Annotated in this window: 15 protein-coding genes; 12 read left to right on the top strand and 3 right to left on the bottom strand. The window is 61.0% G+C overall.

All coding sequences use genetic code 11. From position 1 onward, the window contains the following. Positions 1 to 144 precede the first annotated feature (144 nt). Positions 145 to 1,287: a hypothetical protein gene (locus V9T28_RS03800; protein ID WP_147306440.1), complete on the top strand. Its 1,143-nt coding sequence runs from the start codon at positions 145 to 147 to the stop codon at positions 1,285 to 1,287. 255 nt (positions 1,288 to 1,542) lie between these two features. On the opposite strand, the gene dksA is transcribed toward V9T28_RS03800, so the two are convergent. Further along, positions 1,543 to 1,965: an RNA polymerase-binding protein DksA gene (gene dksA, locus V9T28_RS03795; RefSeq protein ID WP_116400916.1), complete on the bottom strand. Its 423-nt coding sequence runs from the start codon at positions 1,963 to 1,965 to the stop codon at positions 1,543 to 1,545. Between the two features lie 270 nt (positions 1,966 to 2,235). On the opposite strand from dksA, the gene V9T28_RS03790 reads away from it, so the two are divergent. The 6 genes from V9T28_RS03790 to V9T28_RS03765 all read left to right on the top strand — a co-directional run bounded on the left by V9T28_RS03790 (position 2,236) and on the right by V9T28_RS03765 (position 7,619). Continuing rightward, on the top strand, positions 2,236 to 2,676 hold the full coding sequence (locus tag V9T28_RS03790; RefSeq protein ID WP_116400915.1) for a universal stress protein: 441 nt from the start codon (positions 2,236 to 2,238) through the stop codon (positions 2,674 to 2,676). A gap of 327 nt (positions 2,677 to 3,003) precedes the next feature. Further along, positions 3,004 to 3,255 carry a GlsB/YeaQ/YmgE family stress response membrane protein gene (locus V9T28_RS03785; RefSeq protein WP_116400914.1) on the top strand — a complete coding sequence of 84 codons (252 nt, stop codon included), beginning with the start codon at positions 3,004 to 3,006 and terminating at the stop codon, positions 3,253 to 3,255. A gap of 205 nt (positions 3,256 to 3,460) precedes the next feature. Beyond that, positions 3,461 to 4,387 carry an ABC transporter substrate-binding protein gene (locus V9T28_RS03780; protein ID WP_245424111.1) on the top strand — a complete coding sequence of 309 codons (927 nt, stop codon included), beginning with the start codon at positions 3,461 to 3,463 and terminating at the stop codon, positions 4,385 to 4,387. 108 nt (positions 4,388 to 4,495) lie between these two features. Then, positions 4,496 to 6,010 carry a sugar ABC transporter ATP-binding protein gene (locus V9T28_RS03775; protein ID WP_116400912.1) on the top strand — a complete coding sequence of 505 codons (1,515 nt, stop codon included), beginning with the start codon at positions 4,496 to 4,498 and terminating at the stop codon, positions 6,008 to 6,010. A gap of 39 nt (positions 6,011 to 6,049) precedes the next feature. Continuing rightward, positions 6,050 to 7,015, top strand: a complete 966-nt coding sequence (locus V9T28_RS03770; RefSeq protein WP_116400911.1) for an ABC transporter permease — start codon at positions 6,050 to 6,052, stop codon at positions 7,013 to 7,015. A 73-nt stretch (positions 7,016 to 7,088) separates the two neighbouring features. Continuing rightward, positions 7,089 to 7,619 (top strand): SixA phosphatase family protein, encoded by a 531-nt coding sequence (locus V9T28_RS03765; RefSeq protein ID WP_116400910.1) that lies wholly within the window; start codon positions 7,089 to 7,091, stop codon positions 7,617 to 7,619. On the opposite strand, the gene V9T28_RS03760 is transcribed toward V9T28_RS03765, so the two are convergent. Both V9T28_RS03760 and V9T28_RS03755 read right to left on the bottom strand, forming a co-directional pair. Then, positions 7,616 to 8,398, bottom strand: coding sequence for a TIM barrel protein (locus tag V9T28_RS03760; protein WP_116400909.1), 783 nt, complete (start codon positions 8,396 to 8,398; stop codon positions 7,616 to 7,618). The two genes, V9T28_RS03765 and V9T28_RS03760, sit on opposite strands and share 4 nt — an antisense overlap. Positions 8,399 to 8,463: 65 nt before the next feature. Then, entirely contained in the window at positions 8,464 to 9,474 is a 1,011-nt protein-coding gene (locus tag V9T28_RS03755) for a LacI family DNA-binding transcriptional regulator (RefSeq protein WP_116401086.1), read from the bottom strand. Between the two features lie 308 nt (positions 9,475 to 9,782). On the opposite strand from V9T28_RS03755, the gene V9T28_RS03750 reads away from it, so the two are divergent. From V9T28_RS03750 to V9T28_RS03730, 5 genes are all read left to right on the top strand, one after another. Next, positions 9,783 to 10,733, top strand: a complete 951-nt coding sequence (locus V9T28_RS03750) for a sugar-binding protein (RefSeq protein ID WP_116400908.1) — start codon at positions 9,783 to 9,785, stop codon at positions 10,731 to 10,733. Positions 10,734 to 10,829: 96 nt separating this feature from the next. Next, complete coding sequence (locus V9T28_RS03745) at positions 10,830 to 12,335, top strand: sugar ABC transporter ATP-binding protein (protein ID WP_116400907.1); 1,506 nt, start codon at positions 10,830 to 10,832, stop codon at positions 12,333 to 12,335. Positions 12,336 to 12,354: 19 nt separating this feature from the next. Next, positions 12,355 to 13,353, top strand: coding sequence for an ABC transporter permease (locus V9T28_RS03740; protein ID WP_116400906.1), 999 nt, complete (start codon positions 12,355 to 12,357; stop codon positions 13,351 to 13,353). A gap of 107 nt (positions 13,354 to 13,460) precedes the next feature. Then, complete coding sequence (locus tag V9T28_RS03735; RefSeq protein WP_116400905.1) at positions 13,461 to 14,930, top strand: YcjX family protein; 1,470 nt, start codon at positions 13,461 to 13,463, stop codon at positions 14,928 to 14,930. Next, positions 14,927 to 15,961 (top strand): YcjF family protein, encoded by a 1,035-nt coding sequence (locus V9T28_RS03730; protein WP_116400904.1) that lies wholly within the window; start codon positions 14,927 to 14,929, stop codon positions 15,959 to 15,961. Before V9T28_RS03735 ends, V9T28_RS03730 begins: the two co-directional genes overlap by 4 nt. Positions 15,962 to 15,969 lie beyond the last annotated feature (8 nt).

Here is a 15,969-nt window from a genome sequence, read left to right as displayed (position 1 = left end):
TTCCCAGGATCTGTCCACAGCCCGACTTCTCGCTTTTTTGCTATAAGGGTGTTAACCATCGTTTAACCTTGGCCGTGCCTCGCGGGGCCGCTGTGCTAAGATAAGGCGCTTTCGGTCGCATGGCGCCGTGTCGGGGGACGCGTTTTGTTACAGGGTTTGCTCGGCTTCTTTAACGGAAGCTACATCTATCTCGCCGTTGCTCTCGTTGTGGCGGCAGTGGTGGTCGTCGCCATCTTGATGGTTTTGTATCGCTCTTTCTTCGGCTCCGGCGTGAGGGTGCGCGGCGCCGCGCGCGGACGGCAGCCGCGGCTCGGCGTCGTCGATGCCTACGATCTTGACCGTGAGCGGCAATTGGTGATCGTCCGGCGCGACAATACCGAACATCTCATCATGATCGGCAAGCATACCGATTTGGTGATCGAGACCGACATCATTCGCGCCCAAAACCCGGCGCGCGAAAAGGTCGAGAAGGTCGATCCGTCGCTCGCCGCCGCAATGTCGCCGCGCGTGCCGCTCGCCTCGGCTGCGAACCAGAACGAAGAACCGGCGCCGCTGCCGCCGCCGCCGATCGTGCCGCACGTCAAAACGCCCGACCCGGACCCTGCCCCGGCTATGCCGCCGCTGCCGGCCTTTGTCGCGCAGCGCAATCAGGACTTGTCGGCTGTGCCGGCCCCACCCGTTGCGCTCCCGGTCCGGCAGGTACGGATGGCAGAACCGGTCTTTGATGAGCCGAATCCCGAACCCACCAAAACCGAATCCGCTAAGCCCGAGGCGCCAAAAATAGAGGTGCCAAAGACAGAAAAGATAGAGGTGCCCGAGCCAAAGGTGGACGCGCCGCGCGAAGCCCCCAAAGTCGAAGTGCCGAAGCCGGCGCCGGAGGTTGCACCGGTAAAGGCAACGTCACCGGCGGCGAAGCCGGGCCTGCCGCCGCTCCCGCCCTTGCCGCCATTGCAGCCGCTGCGGTCTCCGACCTTGCCGCCGCTCGGGTCAGGAGCGTCCAACGCCCCGCCGATCTTCTCGCCGCGGCCGGTAACAACGCCGCGCGCCGTGACGACGCCCGTCGCCTCACCCACTGGCGCACCTCCCCGCTCCGTGCCGCCGCCGCCTGCAGCGGCCAAGCCGGCCTTGCCGCCACCTCCGGCACGCACCGCGCCGCAACCTGTGCGGACCGCGCCGCCTGTCGCGCCGCCGGTAAAAGCGCCGCCGCCGGAACCCACGAACGACGAACTGATCGATTCGCTGGAAGAGGAAATGGCCCGTCTGCTCGGCCGTGCGAAGGGCAATTGAGGATACGCTGTTTTTGATGGAGCCGGCGGAATCGGCCCGGACCGCGTGCTTTTGGCTAGCAGGCGCCTGGACGGCGCTCCTATAAACCGGGCCTGCCCGAATTGAACGCGAACTCAAAGGACCGAGCCGTACCGGTCGCATGTGGCGGCAACACAGAAGATTGCATTGCGACCGGGACGGGCGCGGTCCGTTAAACGCAATCAAAGCCGCTGCGGCGGGGGGCTTTTGCAGCCCGCAATCCCCTGCGGCGCCGTTTCATTCGTCGCGATAGACGCGTTCCCGTCTCTCGTGGCGTTCCTGCGCTTCGACCGACAAAGTCGCGATCGGGCGGGCATCGAGGCGCTTCAGAGAGATCGGCTCGCCGGTCTCTTCGCAATAGCCGTAGGTGCCGTCGTCGATCCGCCCCAACGCCGCATCGATCTTCGCGATCAGCTTGCGCTGCCGGTCGCGGGCCCGAAGCTCGATGGCCCGATCGGTCTCGGAGGACGCACGGTCGGCAAAATCGGGGTGATTTTCGCTTTCGCTTTGCAGCGCGTTCAGGGTTTCGCGCGACTCGCGGATGATCTCTTCTTTCCAGGCGATCAATTTGCGTCGGAAATAGACCTTCTGCCGGTCATTCATAAACGGTTCGGTTTCGGAAGGCCGATACGTCTCATCGATTACATCAGACGATTTCATCCCAACCCACTCCTTGCAAATTTGCGGCCCTTATAACGGTCCGTTGCTGTGCAGACAATCGGCAAGACCTGAAATCCCGCGCAAATCGGGTATATTGTGCTAAACTGGCGTAAAAACAGGTCTTTATCGGGCTTTAGCGCACAGCTTGGCGACAGTTTGATGAAGTTTCGGCGAGGTTTCGGCCGCCTCCAGGCCGTCGGCGAATCGGCACATTCTGGAAAATCGCGGCCGCCGCGCCCACATTGAGGGTAACACCAGGAGGTCAAGGCCATGCCAGGTGATCCGTTATTCCAGACCATTCTCGTTCCGGTCGATCTGACCGATCTCGAAATCGCCCTGCCGGCCCTCTACAAGGCGGCGGCGATCGCCGATTATTCCGCAGGCTCGCTCCATCTCTTGAACGTGCAAACGCTGCTGCCCTCCACCTTCATGGATTTCGTGCCGCCGGATTTCAACGTCACGCAGAAGCAGATCGCCGAGCAGGAACTGTCGGATGTCGCCAAACGATTGCCGATGCCGGACGGACGCGTCACCTGGCACGTGCGCACCGGCGGCGTCTACCCCGAGATCCTGGCCGAAGCGGATGCCATCGAGGCCGATCTGATCGTGATGGGCTCGCACCGCCCGGCCATGAAGACCTATCTGCTTGGCTCGAACTCCAAGACCGTCGTCCGGCACGCCAAATGCTCGGTGCTCGTGGTCAGGCATTAAGTCCGTTTGCGACGCCGCAACTTCGGTCAACCTATGCGGCGCGGCCTTGAGGGTTGAGCGCGAGACCGCACCTGAGCCTTCGCCGCGGCCAATCCCGATCGGCACAATTGTGTATACTTGCTGCAGGATGACTGAGCGAAAAACGTTTGATATTCGTTCACAATCGGTTCATGAATGAAGTGTTTACTTTTGTCTTAAGGACGCCGGTTGGGGTATTCTGAGTAAAGTCAAGCGTCTGAATAGCGCTGGTCGCGCCAATATATCTTACGAAGGTCATCTTTAACCCTAGGGGCGCGGCGTCGCGCTTCGCAGTTTGTGGGGGATATCATGCTCGGTTTTATTGAATGGATTGTTGTCGGCGGCATCGCAGGCTGGCTCGCCGGCCAAATCGTTGACGGCGCCGGTTTCGGCGTCATGTTGAACATCATTCTTGGTATCGTCGGCGCGGCCCTGGCCGGCTTCATCTTGCAAAAACTCAATTTTCATCTCGTTGAGAGTGCCTTCCTCGCGGAACTGATCAACGGCGTGATCGGCGGCGTGATCATCCTTGTCTTGCTGTCGCTGATCCGACGAGCGTAACGAGACCGGACCGCGCGATTTTCGGCGCGCAGGCGTTAAAGCCTGCGCGTTTTGTTTTGCCCTGCCACTGGAATGCTAGATTGACTTTATATTCCAGTGCGGCATTATTCGCTGGCGTATGAGCCGCCGTGAGCGGCGCGCATATAAGATCCCAGGGAGAGAACTCATGAAAGCGCGTTTGCTTGCCATTTTGGCAGCGGTATCGATGGCAGCTTTTGCCGCGCCGGCCTCGGCCGCCGACAAGCCGACGATCCCGATTATCGTCAAGGATACGACGTCTTTTTATTGGCAGATCGTTCTGGCTGGTGCGCGTAAAGCCGGTAAGGACTTGAACGTGAACGTGCCGGAACTCGGTGCGCAATCGGAATCCGACATTAACGGTCAGATTTCGATCCTGGAAAATGCCGTTTCCACCAAGCCCGCGGCCATCGTGATCTCGCCCACCCAGCGCGCTGCGCTTGGCAAGCCGATCGACGAGGCAGCAAAGTCAGTCAAAATTATCGGTATCGATTCGGCTGCCGATTCCAAAGCCTTCACGTCATTTTTGACGACGGACAATGTTCAGGGGGGGCGCATTGCGGCCGATGGTCTCGCCGCCGCCATCGCAGCCAAATATGGCAAGCCTGAAGGCGACGTTGCACTCATCACCTCCATCCCCGGCGTTGGTTCGCTCGACGAGCGCGCGAAAGGCTTTAAGGAAGAACTCGCCGCCAAATATCCTGGCCTCAAACTGGTGGCCGACAAAGTTGCAGACGGCACGGCGACGACGGGCCTGAACATCATGACCGATTTGATCACGGCCAACCCGAATCTGCGTGGTGTTTTTGCGTCCAACCTCATCATGGCGCAGGGAGCGGGCCAGGCGATTGCCGAGAATAAGAAGCAGGACGCGATCAAAGTGATCGGCTTTGACTCTGACGACAAGACGGTCAAATTCTTGGCCGATGGCGTTTTGGCTGGCCTCGTGGTTCAAGACCCATACCGGATGGGCTATGACGGCATCAAGACGGCTCTGGCGGCATCAAAAGGCGAGAAGGTCGAAACCTTTGTCGATACCGGCGCAAATCTGATCACCACCGCAAATATGAAAGAGCCACGCGCTAAAGAATTGCTGAGCCCCAACATTAAGTAAACAATCGCTCTTGGCGCTTGCCATCTGACGATATGACACGGCTGGGACTTGTCCCAGCCGTGTCACACTTCCGCCGGCCCATTCGTTGCCAAGAAAAGGCGCCCGGACATGTCACTCACTGATCCACCTTCTACAGCCGCCGCACCCGCCCCTTTGCTGTCGCTGCACCAGCTCGACAAACGCTTTGGCGCGACCCATGCCTTGAAGGCGGTGGACCTGTCGTTTGAACGCGGCGAGATCCACGCCATCGTCGGCGAGAACGGTGCGGGAAAATCGACGCTGATCAAAGTGCTGACTGGCGTTCATCGGCGCACGTCCGGCGAAATTTACTGGCAGGGACAATCCGTTCCGCTCAACGATCCGCATGAAGCGATCGGCCTTGGGATCAATGCGGTTCATCAAGAGGTGGTGCTGTGCCCCCATCTCACAGTCGCCGCCAATTTGTTCCTTGGCGACGAGGCCGTTAAATTCGGCCTGTTGCAGCATGGCACCATGGTTCGCGAAGGCCAAAAACTACTTGACTCGCTGGGTTTCTCGCTTCCCGCCGGCGCTCTGTTGTCGTCGCTCACCATCGGCCAGCAGCAGCTTGTTGCCACGGCGCGGGCCGAACGGCGCAGCGCAAAATTTCTCATTTTCGATGAGCCAACAGCCTATCTCACGCGGCAGGAATCGGACGCCCTGTTCAGGCTCATCCGCCAGTTAAAGGCCAATGGAACAACCATTGTCTATATCAGTCACCGCCTGGAAGAAGTGTTCGAGCTATGCGACCGCGTTTCGGTCCTGCGCGATGGCGCATTGGTCGGCACGCGGCTCATCACGGAGACCAATGAAAACGATTTAATCGCCTTGATGATCAATCGTTCCATTGAGCAGATTTATCACAAAGACCAAATTCCGCTCGGCGCAACGATCCTGGAGACCAAGGGTTTGAGCGGTCCTGGCTTCAACAATATTTCCCTATCGGTGCGTGAAGGCGAAATCGTCGGTCTCTATGGCCTGATCGGCGCCGGCCGCAGCGAGTTCGTCCAGAGTCTCTTCGGGCGCTTTCCGGCGACCGGCGGCGAGATTCTCTGGCAGGGCAACCGCGTTGTCATCGGTTCAGAGCGCACCGCCATGGATTTGGGCATTGCGCTTGCGCCGGAAAGCCGCCGCGACCAAGGGCTTTGTCTCAATCTCGGCGTCGGCTTTAATATCAATCTGCCGATCTTCGATCGTCTCTCGACGGGGCCGTTGATCAATTTGCCGCAAGAAGCAAAGGCGGCGGAGCGCCAAATCAAGGACATGCGGATTAAGACGGCGTCGCGGCAAGCCAATGCATCGAGCCTGTCGGGCGGCAACCAGCAAAAGATCGTCATCGGCAAATGGCTGAACCATGGCGCTAAGCTCTTCCTCTTCGATGAGCCGACAGTTGGCGTCGATGTCGGCACCAAGGCGGAAATCTACCGGCTCATGGGACAGCTTTTGCATCAAGGCGCAGGCATCATCATGATCTCGTCTTATCTGCCGGAAGTCTATGAATTGGCCGACCGGTTGCACGTGTTCCGTCGCGGTTCACTCGTCGCCTCGCATGATTTCAAGGATGCGTCGCACGAGACGATATTAACCGAAGCGATTGGCGTCTGACGCGAAAAGCGCGATAAAATATATGGGGGAGGACGCAATATGAGTGTGCAGGACAAAGCGGCGAAAAAGGCCAGCGCGCGGTTGGACATCCTTCTCGGATTGACGCTCGTCGGTCTGCTCCTTCTCATGTGGCTGTTTTTAGCTGTAACTGTGCCGCAAAGCTTTCTGCAATGGAACAATTTCGCCAATATTCTGCGCCAAGGCTCGATGGTAGCAATTCTGGCGCTCGGGCAAACATTCGTGATTATCACCGGCGGCATCGATCTCTCGGTCGGCGCAGTCGAAGGTTTTTGCAGCCTGATCATTGCACTCATGCTCCAGAACGGGTGGCCCGTGTGGCTCGCCATCGCGGGTACGCTCGGCATCGGCTTGGCCATCGGCATGTTTCATGCCTTTGGCGTCGTGCAACTTGGCTTGCCGCCTTTCATCATGACTTTGGCGACTTTGACCGCAATCCGAGGGTTTGGGCAGCTCATCACCAGCGCTTCGATCTCGATTACCGATGATAATTTCACCGGCTTTGCGGTCGGCGATTTTCTCACCATCCCCAATTTGTTTTGGCTGGTCGTTCTGGTTGCAGTACCTGGATATTTTTTCCTCCATCAAAGCCGCTGGGGCCGTTACCTTTTCGCGATCGGCTCGAATAAGGAAGCCGCGCGCTTGTCGGGCGTCAAAGTCCAGCGGATCACCTATATCGCCTATATGTTGTCCTCGCTTTGCGCGGCCTTTGTCGGCGTCATGCTCGCCATGCGGCTCGGCATCGGCAGCTTCTTCCAGGGTGAAGGCGATGAACTCAAATCCATCGCGTCCTCGGTGATCGGCGGCACCAGCCTGTTTGGCGCTGTGGGCTCGATTCACGGCCCCCTGCTCGGCTCGTTCATTCTGACCACGATCAACAATGGCGCCAATCTACTCGGCATTAACAATGCCTGGCAGAAAGTGATTACCGGCGGGCTGATCATCGTCATCGTCTATTTTGATAACCTGCGCCGCCGCAAGAACTAGGACCTAAGAAACCCGCTTGATCGCAGCACCATCTTTGTGACATGACAACCTGCATTTTGCTCGGGGATTGCTCATGTTTCGTCTCATGCTGTTGCGCCACGCCAAGGCCGCGCCGCTTGCCGGCGGCGGCGACAAGGAGCGGCCGCTGACGACACGCGGCCACAACCAATCGGCGCAGATCGGACAATATCTGAAGGACGAGCAGCTCATCCCGGATGCGGCTATCGTGTCCGACACCGCCCGGACGCGCCAGACGCTGAGCGACGTGCTGGAACATTTCGGCGGCGAGGCGGCCGTTCTCGTGCAGATGGAACCGCATGTCTACGACGCGTCCCCCGCGACGCTGCTGAAAGTGATGCGGCACGCGTCCAACAAGACCAAGAGCGTGCTGCTTGTCGGACACAATCCCGGCATTCATCAATTCGCCGTCGACCTGATCGGCTACGGCGACCGCTATGCCGCGCAGAGGCTGGCGAGCAAATATCCGACCGCCGCCTTGACGGTCATCGACTTCGACATCGAGAGCTGGCGCGAGGTTCAGGTCAAAAGCGGACGGCTCGACCGTTTCGTGACCTCGGCGCATTTCGGCGAAATCGAAGATTAAACGCGGCTTCCCCGCGCACTGAGGTTCAGCGCCGCCAGGCTGTCGAGGGTTCCGCCCCTCGGCTTGTACTCGAGACCGACGAGGCCCTCGTAACCCTGCGCATAGAGCCAATCGACGCGCTTCTGCCAGTCGAGCTTGCCGCTGCCCGGCTCATGTCGCCCCGGCGTATCGGCGAGATGGACATGCGCGACCCGGTCCACCCGGCCGGCCAGGACAGCCGCGATGTCCTCCGACATGACCGCCGAATGGTAGATATCGTAGAGAAGGCGGATCTCCGTCCGCCCCACCGCATCGACAATATCCAGCCCCTCTTCCGTCGAAGGCAGGAAATAGCCGACGTGATCGACCAAGGTGTTCAGGGGTTCGATCGCCAGCCGAACGCCGGATCCTGCCAGACTATCGGCGGCACGGCCGAGACAATCGATGATCGCCTGTCGCTGCTCCGCCCTGCCCCGCCCCGGCAGATCGTCGCCGACCTGCGCAATGAGGACCGGCGACTTGAGCCGGCGCGCCATGTCGACGCTCTCCTTCAAGCCTTCGAGAAATGCGCCATGGCACGTCGGATCGGTCAGCGGCACCATCGGTTCCGCGACCAGGCTCGTCAGCTTGAGGCCCGTCTCCGCCAGAGCGGCTTCAATCGACGGAATATCCTTGTTACGCCAGAACCAGAATTCGACACCGCCCAGGCCGGCGCGCGCGGCGGCGCGTATGCGGTCGGCAAAATCAGGGGCCTCGGCTGCAAAGAGCCACTCGATGCAGGCGGAATAAAGAGGAAGCATGGGATGTTTTCCGTTCTGGTGCAGGGGAAAGTCAAGAACCGCTTTCGCGTCGCAATGGCGTCGGCTCAACAGGGCACAGACGCGGCCGGACCGACCGACCGCCGTTCGATGAGCGGACATTCCACTTTGAGCTGCGGCGCACGCAGCGGCGGGCGCCGGGCATAGTGGACGAGATAATCCACCGCCTGCTCGCCCATTTCGTAATGCGGCAACAGGACGGTGGTGAGGGCCGGACGGGTGAAGGGGGCGAGGTCGCGATTGTCGTAGCCGATGACCGCCACATCGTCGGGGATGCGTTTGCCCATTTCCTTCAGCGCATCCATGCAGCCGATCGCCATTAAATCATTCGCGCAAAAAATCGCCGTGGGCGGCTCGGCGAGCCGCATCAGCACCTGCGTTTGCTCGTAGCCGGAGCTCGGCTCCCAATTGCCGGGGCGGACGAGGTCCGGGTCGAACGGGAGATCCGCATTGGCGAGGGCGTTGCGATAGCCTTTCAGCCGGTCATGCGAGGCGTCCATCCGCGCCTCGCCCATGATGTGGCCGATGCGTCGATGGCCGGCGCGCAGCAAGCGCCGTGTCGCCGTGTGCCCGCCCGCAATTTCGCCCGGCACGATCGAGGGCAAGGAGCCGTCGGCGAGATAGCAATTCAGCAGAACCGTCGGCACATTGCGGATCTGCGGGCGCTCAATACGGCGCGTGTACATCGTGCCGTAGATGAGCCCCAGCAGGGGTTGCGAAGCCATATGGGCGAGGATGGCCTGTTCCCGCTCGGCGTCGCCCCCGGTCACGGCGGAAAGAATCGTCAATCCATGCTCCCAGGCCTTCTCGCGCGCACCGTCAAGCGCGATTGCCGTCCAGGGATCGGTCGACATTTCGTTAGCGACGAAGCCGATTGCGGCGCCGCCGCCGGGTGTTTTCGGCAACAGGCCGCGCTTGATCAGCCGATAGTCCAGGGCTTGCGCCGCCTTCAAGACGCGCTCGCGCGTCTCCCCCGCAAGCCGCGCGCTCCCTGCGCCGTTGAGCACGAGCGACACCGTCGTTTGCGATACGCCCGCGGCTTCCGCGACGTCGGTCATGGTCGGACGCCGATCGCGTCCCCCTTTACCGCGACCCCGCGGCGGCTTGGAATCTTCCGCGCGCTCTCCCTGCGAGATTTTTTTCGGGGTCCGTAGTTTTTTCATCGATCCAATCATCATTTCAAATCAATATGCGCATATTATCATACTTATACACTTAATAAGTAACATCTTTTAGATTATTGAGTAATTATTTTTGCGAATTGTTGACAAGGTCGGGCATTGGTGCGAGCTTTTTTACGAGGGTCGTAAAAAAGCCCCGCCGCACAAACCAAAATGACAATTTGGAATATCTCCGGGAGGTAACGATGAAGAAGGTTCTTCTGACATGCGCGATCAGTGCCCTTGCGCTATCCGCCGCAATCGGCGCACAGGCGGCCGATAAAAAGGTCCTCGTTTTCGTGCCGAACGGGGCATCGGATTTCTGGAAGGCGGCCGAGGCCGGCGTCAAAAAGGCACAGTCCGAACTGCCCAATTACACGCTCCAATTCAAATATCCCGAACAAGCGGCCGCCGCGGTGCAAGAGCGGTTGATGGACGACCTCGTCGCCTCCGGCGTCTCGGGCATCATCGTCAGCGCCGTCGATCCCAAGACCGAAACCGATGCCCTGAGCCGCGTCGGCTCGCAGACCTTGCTGCTGACCACGGACAGCGACGCACCGAACAGCAAGCGCCTGGCCTATATCGGCTCCTCCAACACGCTCGCTGGTAATCAGGTCGGCGAACTTCTGAAAAAGGCGCTGCCCAATGGCGGCAAGTGCGTGGCCTATGTCGGCCTGCCCGGCGCCGATAACGCCCGCGAGCGCATCGACGGCATCAAGGATACGATCAAGGGCACGAAAATCGAGATCGTCGACGTGCGTGCCGACGACATCGATCAACCGCGCGCCAAGCGCAATGTCGAAGATACGCTGACCGCGCATCCCGACGTGAATTGCATGCTCGGCATCTACTCCTACAACATTCCGCAGATCTACCAGGCACTGAAGGAAGCGGGCGCCCTGGGCAAGATCACGGTCACGGGCTTCGATGACGATCCGATCACCCTCGGCGGCGTCAAGGAAGGCACCGTAGCGGGCACCGTCGTGCAGCAGCCCTACGAATGGGGCTATCAGGGCATGAAGGCCATGGCGAAGATTCTCGATGGCGACAAATCCTTCATTCCGGCCAACCAATTGATGATCGTGCCGACCAAGACGATCACCAAGGAGAATGTCGACGAATATGCCAAGCACCTGAAAGAACTTCAGGGCAAGTAAGCTCCAATCGCTGCCGTCGCGGTTGCATGATCGCGGCGGCGGCAGGATACTCACGCTCCAAGAGCGCATCGTTTTGCTTCGGGGCTGAGGCAGTCTATGACAACACCCTTTTTGGAACTGATTGGAATCGGCAAAGCCTATCCGGGCGTGCAGGCTCTTTCCGGCGTGAGCCTGTCGATCTCGCCCGGCGAAGTGATCGGCCTGATCGGCGAGAATGGCGCCGGCAAATCCACGCTGATGAAAGTGCTCGGCGGGATCGTCGCGCCGAGTACCGGCGCGATCAAGCTTGACGGTCAAGACAGAGCTTCCCTGAGCGTCAAGGACGCGATGGCCGCGGGCATCGCCTTCGTGCATCAGGAACTCAACCTGTTCGAGAACATCGATGTCGCAGGCAATATTTTCATTGGCCGTGAGCCGCGCATTTTCGGACCGCTGAAGCTCATCGACCGCAGCAAGATCTACGCCGATGCGCGCGTCTTGCTCGATCGCGTCGGCTGCGATTTCGAACCCGAAACGCTCGTGGCCAGTCTTTCGATCGCCCAGCGTCAGCAGCTCGAAATCGCCAAGGCGCTGTCTCTCGGCGCACGGGTCGTCATCATGGACGAACCGACCTCCAGCCTCACCATCGCCGAGACCGACCGGCTGCTCAGCATCATTCAGGAGCTGAAGCGCAGCGGCGTCGCCGTGATCTTCATCTCGCATCGTTTGGGCGAAGTGCAGCAATGCGTCGACCGGGTCGTGGTCTTGCGCGACGGCCGCATGGTCGGCACGCTGGAGCGCGGCTCTATCGGCCACGATTCCATGGTTCGGATGATGATCGGCCGCGACTTGCGCGATCTTTATGCCGCCCCTGCGGCGGCGCCCGGCGCGACGGCGCTCGAACTCGTGAATTTCCGCACCTCGACCTATCCCGAGCGCACCGTGAACCTCGCCGTGCAGCGCGGCGAAATTCTCGGCTTTGCCGGCCTGATCGGCTCAGGCAGAACGGAACTCGCGCGCGCCGTCTTCGGCATCGACAAACCTCTGAGCGGCGACATTCTGCTCGACGGCCAGGCCGCGACGATCGGCAATCCGCGCGAAGCGATCGCCAAAGGCCTGTATCTCATTCCGGAAGACCGCAAGCAATCTGGCCTCATTCTCGATCACAGCATCGCGAACAACATCTCGCTTCCCAACCTGAAAGCCTATGCCGATCTCACGTTGATCAACGCGCGCCGCGAGGCGCGGAACGCCGAGGCGCAGCGCAAGGCGCTCAAGATCAAGACCGACAGCGTTGCGACCCATGCCGGCACCCTCTCAGGCGGCAATCAGCAAAAAGTCGTGCTGGGCAAATGGCTCTCGATGCAGCCCAGGGTCCTGATTTTCGACGAGCCGACACGCGGCGTCGATGTCGGCGCCAAGATGGAAATCTACGATCTGATGCGCGGCCTCGCCAACAAAGGCGTGGCGATCCTGATGATCTCGAGCGATCTAGAGGAGATCATCGGTGTCAGCGATCGCGTCGCGGTGATGCACGAGGGCAGCGTGACGGGCATATTGAAGCGCGATCAACTCACGCAGGAAAACATCATGCGACTCGCCGTCGGCCAGACGCAACATTGAGAACGAGGGCCTGTCATCAATGGTAAAGAAAGATATCAGCCTTCTCGTCTTGGTTTTGATCATCGGTTGCGTCACCGCATTCATCAATCCGCGCTTCATCTCGCCGATCAATCTCTCCAACACCGCCAATCTCATTGGCCTTTATGGCCTTTATTCGATCGGCGCCGGTTTCGTGATCATCACCGGCGGCATCGATCTGTCGGTCGGTTCGCTCTTCGCGCTTCTGGGCGTGGTCTTCATCAGCCTGTTGACCACCTATGAGATGAACTGGATCGTCGCCGTCCTCTTGATGGTCCTCGCCGGTATGGCGATCGGCGCCATTCACGCGTTTCTCATCCTCAAGATGCGAATGCAGCCCTTCATCGTCACCCTCTGCGGGCTGCTGCTCTATCGCGGCGTTGCGCGTTGGTACACGGGCGACGGCACGGCGGGCTTCGAGTTCGGGCAGAGCTTCCCGACGCTCGAATGGCTGACCACCGGGCGCACCTATGGCGTCCCGCACAGTTTCGTCGTCTTCATCGCTGTGGCCGTGATCATGGGTGTCGTCCTGCATTGGTCGGTCTATGGCCGCTACCTGTGCGCGGTCGGCAAGAACGAGGAGGCGGCACGCTATTCCGGCATCCCGACATCGAAAGTGATTGCCGCCGCCTATATCATCGCCAGCGCGCTCGCCGGCCTGTCGGCCGTCTACTTCGTCATGTACACGCGCTCCGTCTCGCCGGCCTCGCATGGCAATTTCTACGAACTCTACGGCATTGCAGCGGCTGTGCTCGGCGGCTGTTCGCTGCGTGGCGGCGAGGGCTCGGTGTTCGGCATTGTGCTGGGCGCGATCTTGCTGCAGATCCTGCAGAATCTTGTCAATCTGCTCGGCATTCCAAGCTCGCTCAATTTCGCCGTGATGGGCACGGTGATCCTGGTGGGCGTTCTCGCCGACCAGCAATTCGCCCGTTACCAGGAATGGGCGCGCGCCAAGAAGCGCGACGCCATTCTGGCGCAAAACATCTCGGCGAAGTCATAGGGGCAACGTGACCGCAGCCGGAGGGCCGGGCAGAATCTCGCACGCTGCGGATGGCAATCGGGAAATCCGTGCTTATATGTGCGGAACCGCCCATTCGGTTTAGTGCTTTGAACGTTCTGTCTCTTCTGACCCAGGAAACGCGCGTCTCCGCTGCCTCCCTCGCCGATTTCATTGCCGGAACCGGGTTGCGGCTGGGAGTTACCGGCCTGTCGCGCTCGGGCAAAACCGTCTTCATCACCTCCCTCATCCACAATCTGCTGCGCGCCGGCGCGGGACACGGCAAGCTGCCGGTGTTTCGCGTCCATGCGGAGGGGCGGATGAGCGGCGCGCTGCTCAAGCCGCAGCCCGACGATGCGGTGCCGCGCTTTGCCTATGAAGACCATGTACGCGCGCTGATCGGCCCGGATCGCCGCTGGCCGGAATCGACCCGCCGCATTTCAGAATTGCGCCTGACGCTGGAATTCGAGCGCGCCACTGGCTGGTTCAAAGGCGCGCGCTCCCTCACCATCGATATCGTCGATTATCCGGGCGAATGGCTGCTCGATCTTCCGCTCCTCGACAAGACTTACGCCACCTGGTCGCGCGAGACTTTGGCGGCGACCGATACTTACGCGCGCCGGCCGCTGGCGGCGCCGTGGCTCGATTTTCTCAAATCGATCAAGCCGGACGATGTTGAATCCGAAGACGTGGCGCGCACGGCGGCGCAATTGTTCACCGATTACTTGCGTGCCTCCAAGGCCGAGCATTTTGCGCTTTCCACCTTGCCGCCCGGCCGGTTTCTCATGCCCGGCGATCTCGAAGGATCGCCGGCGCTGACCTTCTCGCCGCTGCCGGTCGCGGAGGGCGTGGAGATCGGCGAGGGCACATTGCTCGCCATGATGGAGCGGCGCTACGAGGCCTACAAAGCGCATGTGGTGCGCCCCTTTTTCCGTGACCATTTTGCCCGGCTCGACCGGCAGATCGTGCTTGTGGACGCCCTTGCCGCCCTGAACTCCGGCGCTGGCGCCGTGCGCGATCTGGAACACGCACTCGGCGACGTACTTGCGGCGTTTCGCGCCGGCCGTGCATCGCTGTTCGCGCAAATCTTCCGCCCGCGCATCGACCGCATTCTCTTTGCCGCGACCAAGGCCGATCATCTGCATCACACCAGCCACGACCGGCTCGAGGCGATCTTGCGCGTTCTCACTGCGCGCGCCATTGCGCGGGCCGAGGGCCTCGGCGCCGGCATCGATGTCATCGCGCTTGCCGCTGTGCGTGCGACGCGCGAGGCGCGGGTGAAACATGGCCGCGAGACCCTCGATGCGATCGTCGGCGTGCCGATGGCGGGCGAGGTCGTCGACGGCAAGATCTTCGACGGCGAGACCGAGGCCGCGATCTTTCCCGGCGAATTGCCCGACGATCCACGGCATGTCTTTCGCGGCGATGCGCTGGCGACCCCGGCCGACCAAGCCGATTACCGCTTCGTGCGGTTCCGGCCGCCGGCCCTGCCGCTGCAAATGGATGGCCAGCCGCAGCCCCTGCCCCATATCCGGCTCGACCGGGCGCTGGAGTTCTTGCTGGGAGACAGACTGCTATGACGCTGCGACCGCAAAAGCCGCGCGCTTTCCGTCTCGACGAGGCCGGCCTCGTGATCAACGAAGACAAGGCGTCGGCGCCCGTCGTGGTCGAGGCCCAGCCCGATCCTTACGCGATTGCGGCGGACCAAACCGCACCGGAGGTGGCGATCGAACGGGCGGAAACGCGAGGCATTCTCGCGCGCACGTTCATTTCCTGGAGCGGCCTATTCTGGAGCGCGCTCGGCGGTCTCGTCTCGCTGGCGGCCGGCCTTTGGATCGCGCAATTGCTGGACCAATTGTTCGCGCGCTGGCAGGCCTTGGGCTGGATCGGCGTGGCCTTGGTCACCGTGCTCGTCCTCGCGCTTGCCGTCTTGGCGGGGCGCGAAGCCTTCGGCATTTTCCGCCAGCGGCGCATCGCCAAATTGCATCTCGCCCTCGAAGCGGCCCATGCGAAGGACGACACCCGCAGCGCACGCAAACTCGTCGCCGATCTCGTGACGCTCTATGCGGCAAGGCCCGAAACCGCCGCGGCGCGGGCGCGGCTGCTCGAACATAGCGGCGAGATCATCGACGGCCGCGACCTGATCGATATTGCCGAGCGCGAATTGATGCGCGGCCGTGATGCCGAAGTGGCCCGCGAAATCGCCAAGGCGGCCAAGCGCGCCTCGCTGATGACGACGTTAAGTCCGCGCGCGTTTCTCGATGTCATTTTCGTCTTCGCCAATGTGCTGCGGCTGATGCGGCGTGTCGCCGAAATCTACGGCGGACGGCCGGGCCTGCTGGGGCTGCTCAAATTGGCGCGATCGGTCGCCGCGCATCTTGCGATTACCGGCGGCATGGCGGCGGGTGACAGTCTGCTGCAACAATTGGTCGGTCATGGCATTGCCGCCAAAGTCTCGGCACGGCTCGGCGAAGGTGTACTGAACGGCTTACTCACGACACGCGTCGGGCTTTCAGCGATGGCGGTGTGCCGGCCGATGCCTTTTCACATCGACCCGCAGCCTGGAGTCAAGGACGTCGCCCCGTTCCTGTTTGGCAACGGCAAAGATTAGGTGCTGGA

Source organism: Methylovirgula sp. 4M-Z18, assembly GCF_037890675.1.
Taxonomy (GTDB): domain Bacteria; phylum Pseudomonadota; class Alphaproteobacteria; order Rhizobiales; family Beijerinckiaceae; genus 4M-Z18.
This window is presented reverse-complemented; position numbering and strand designations above follow the sequence as displayed.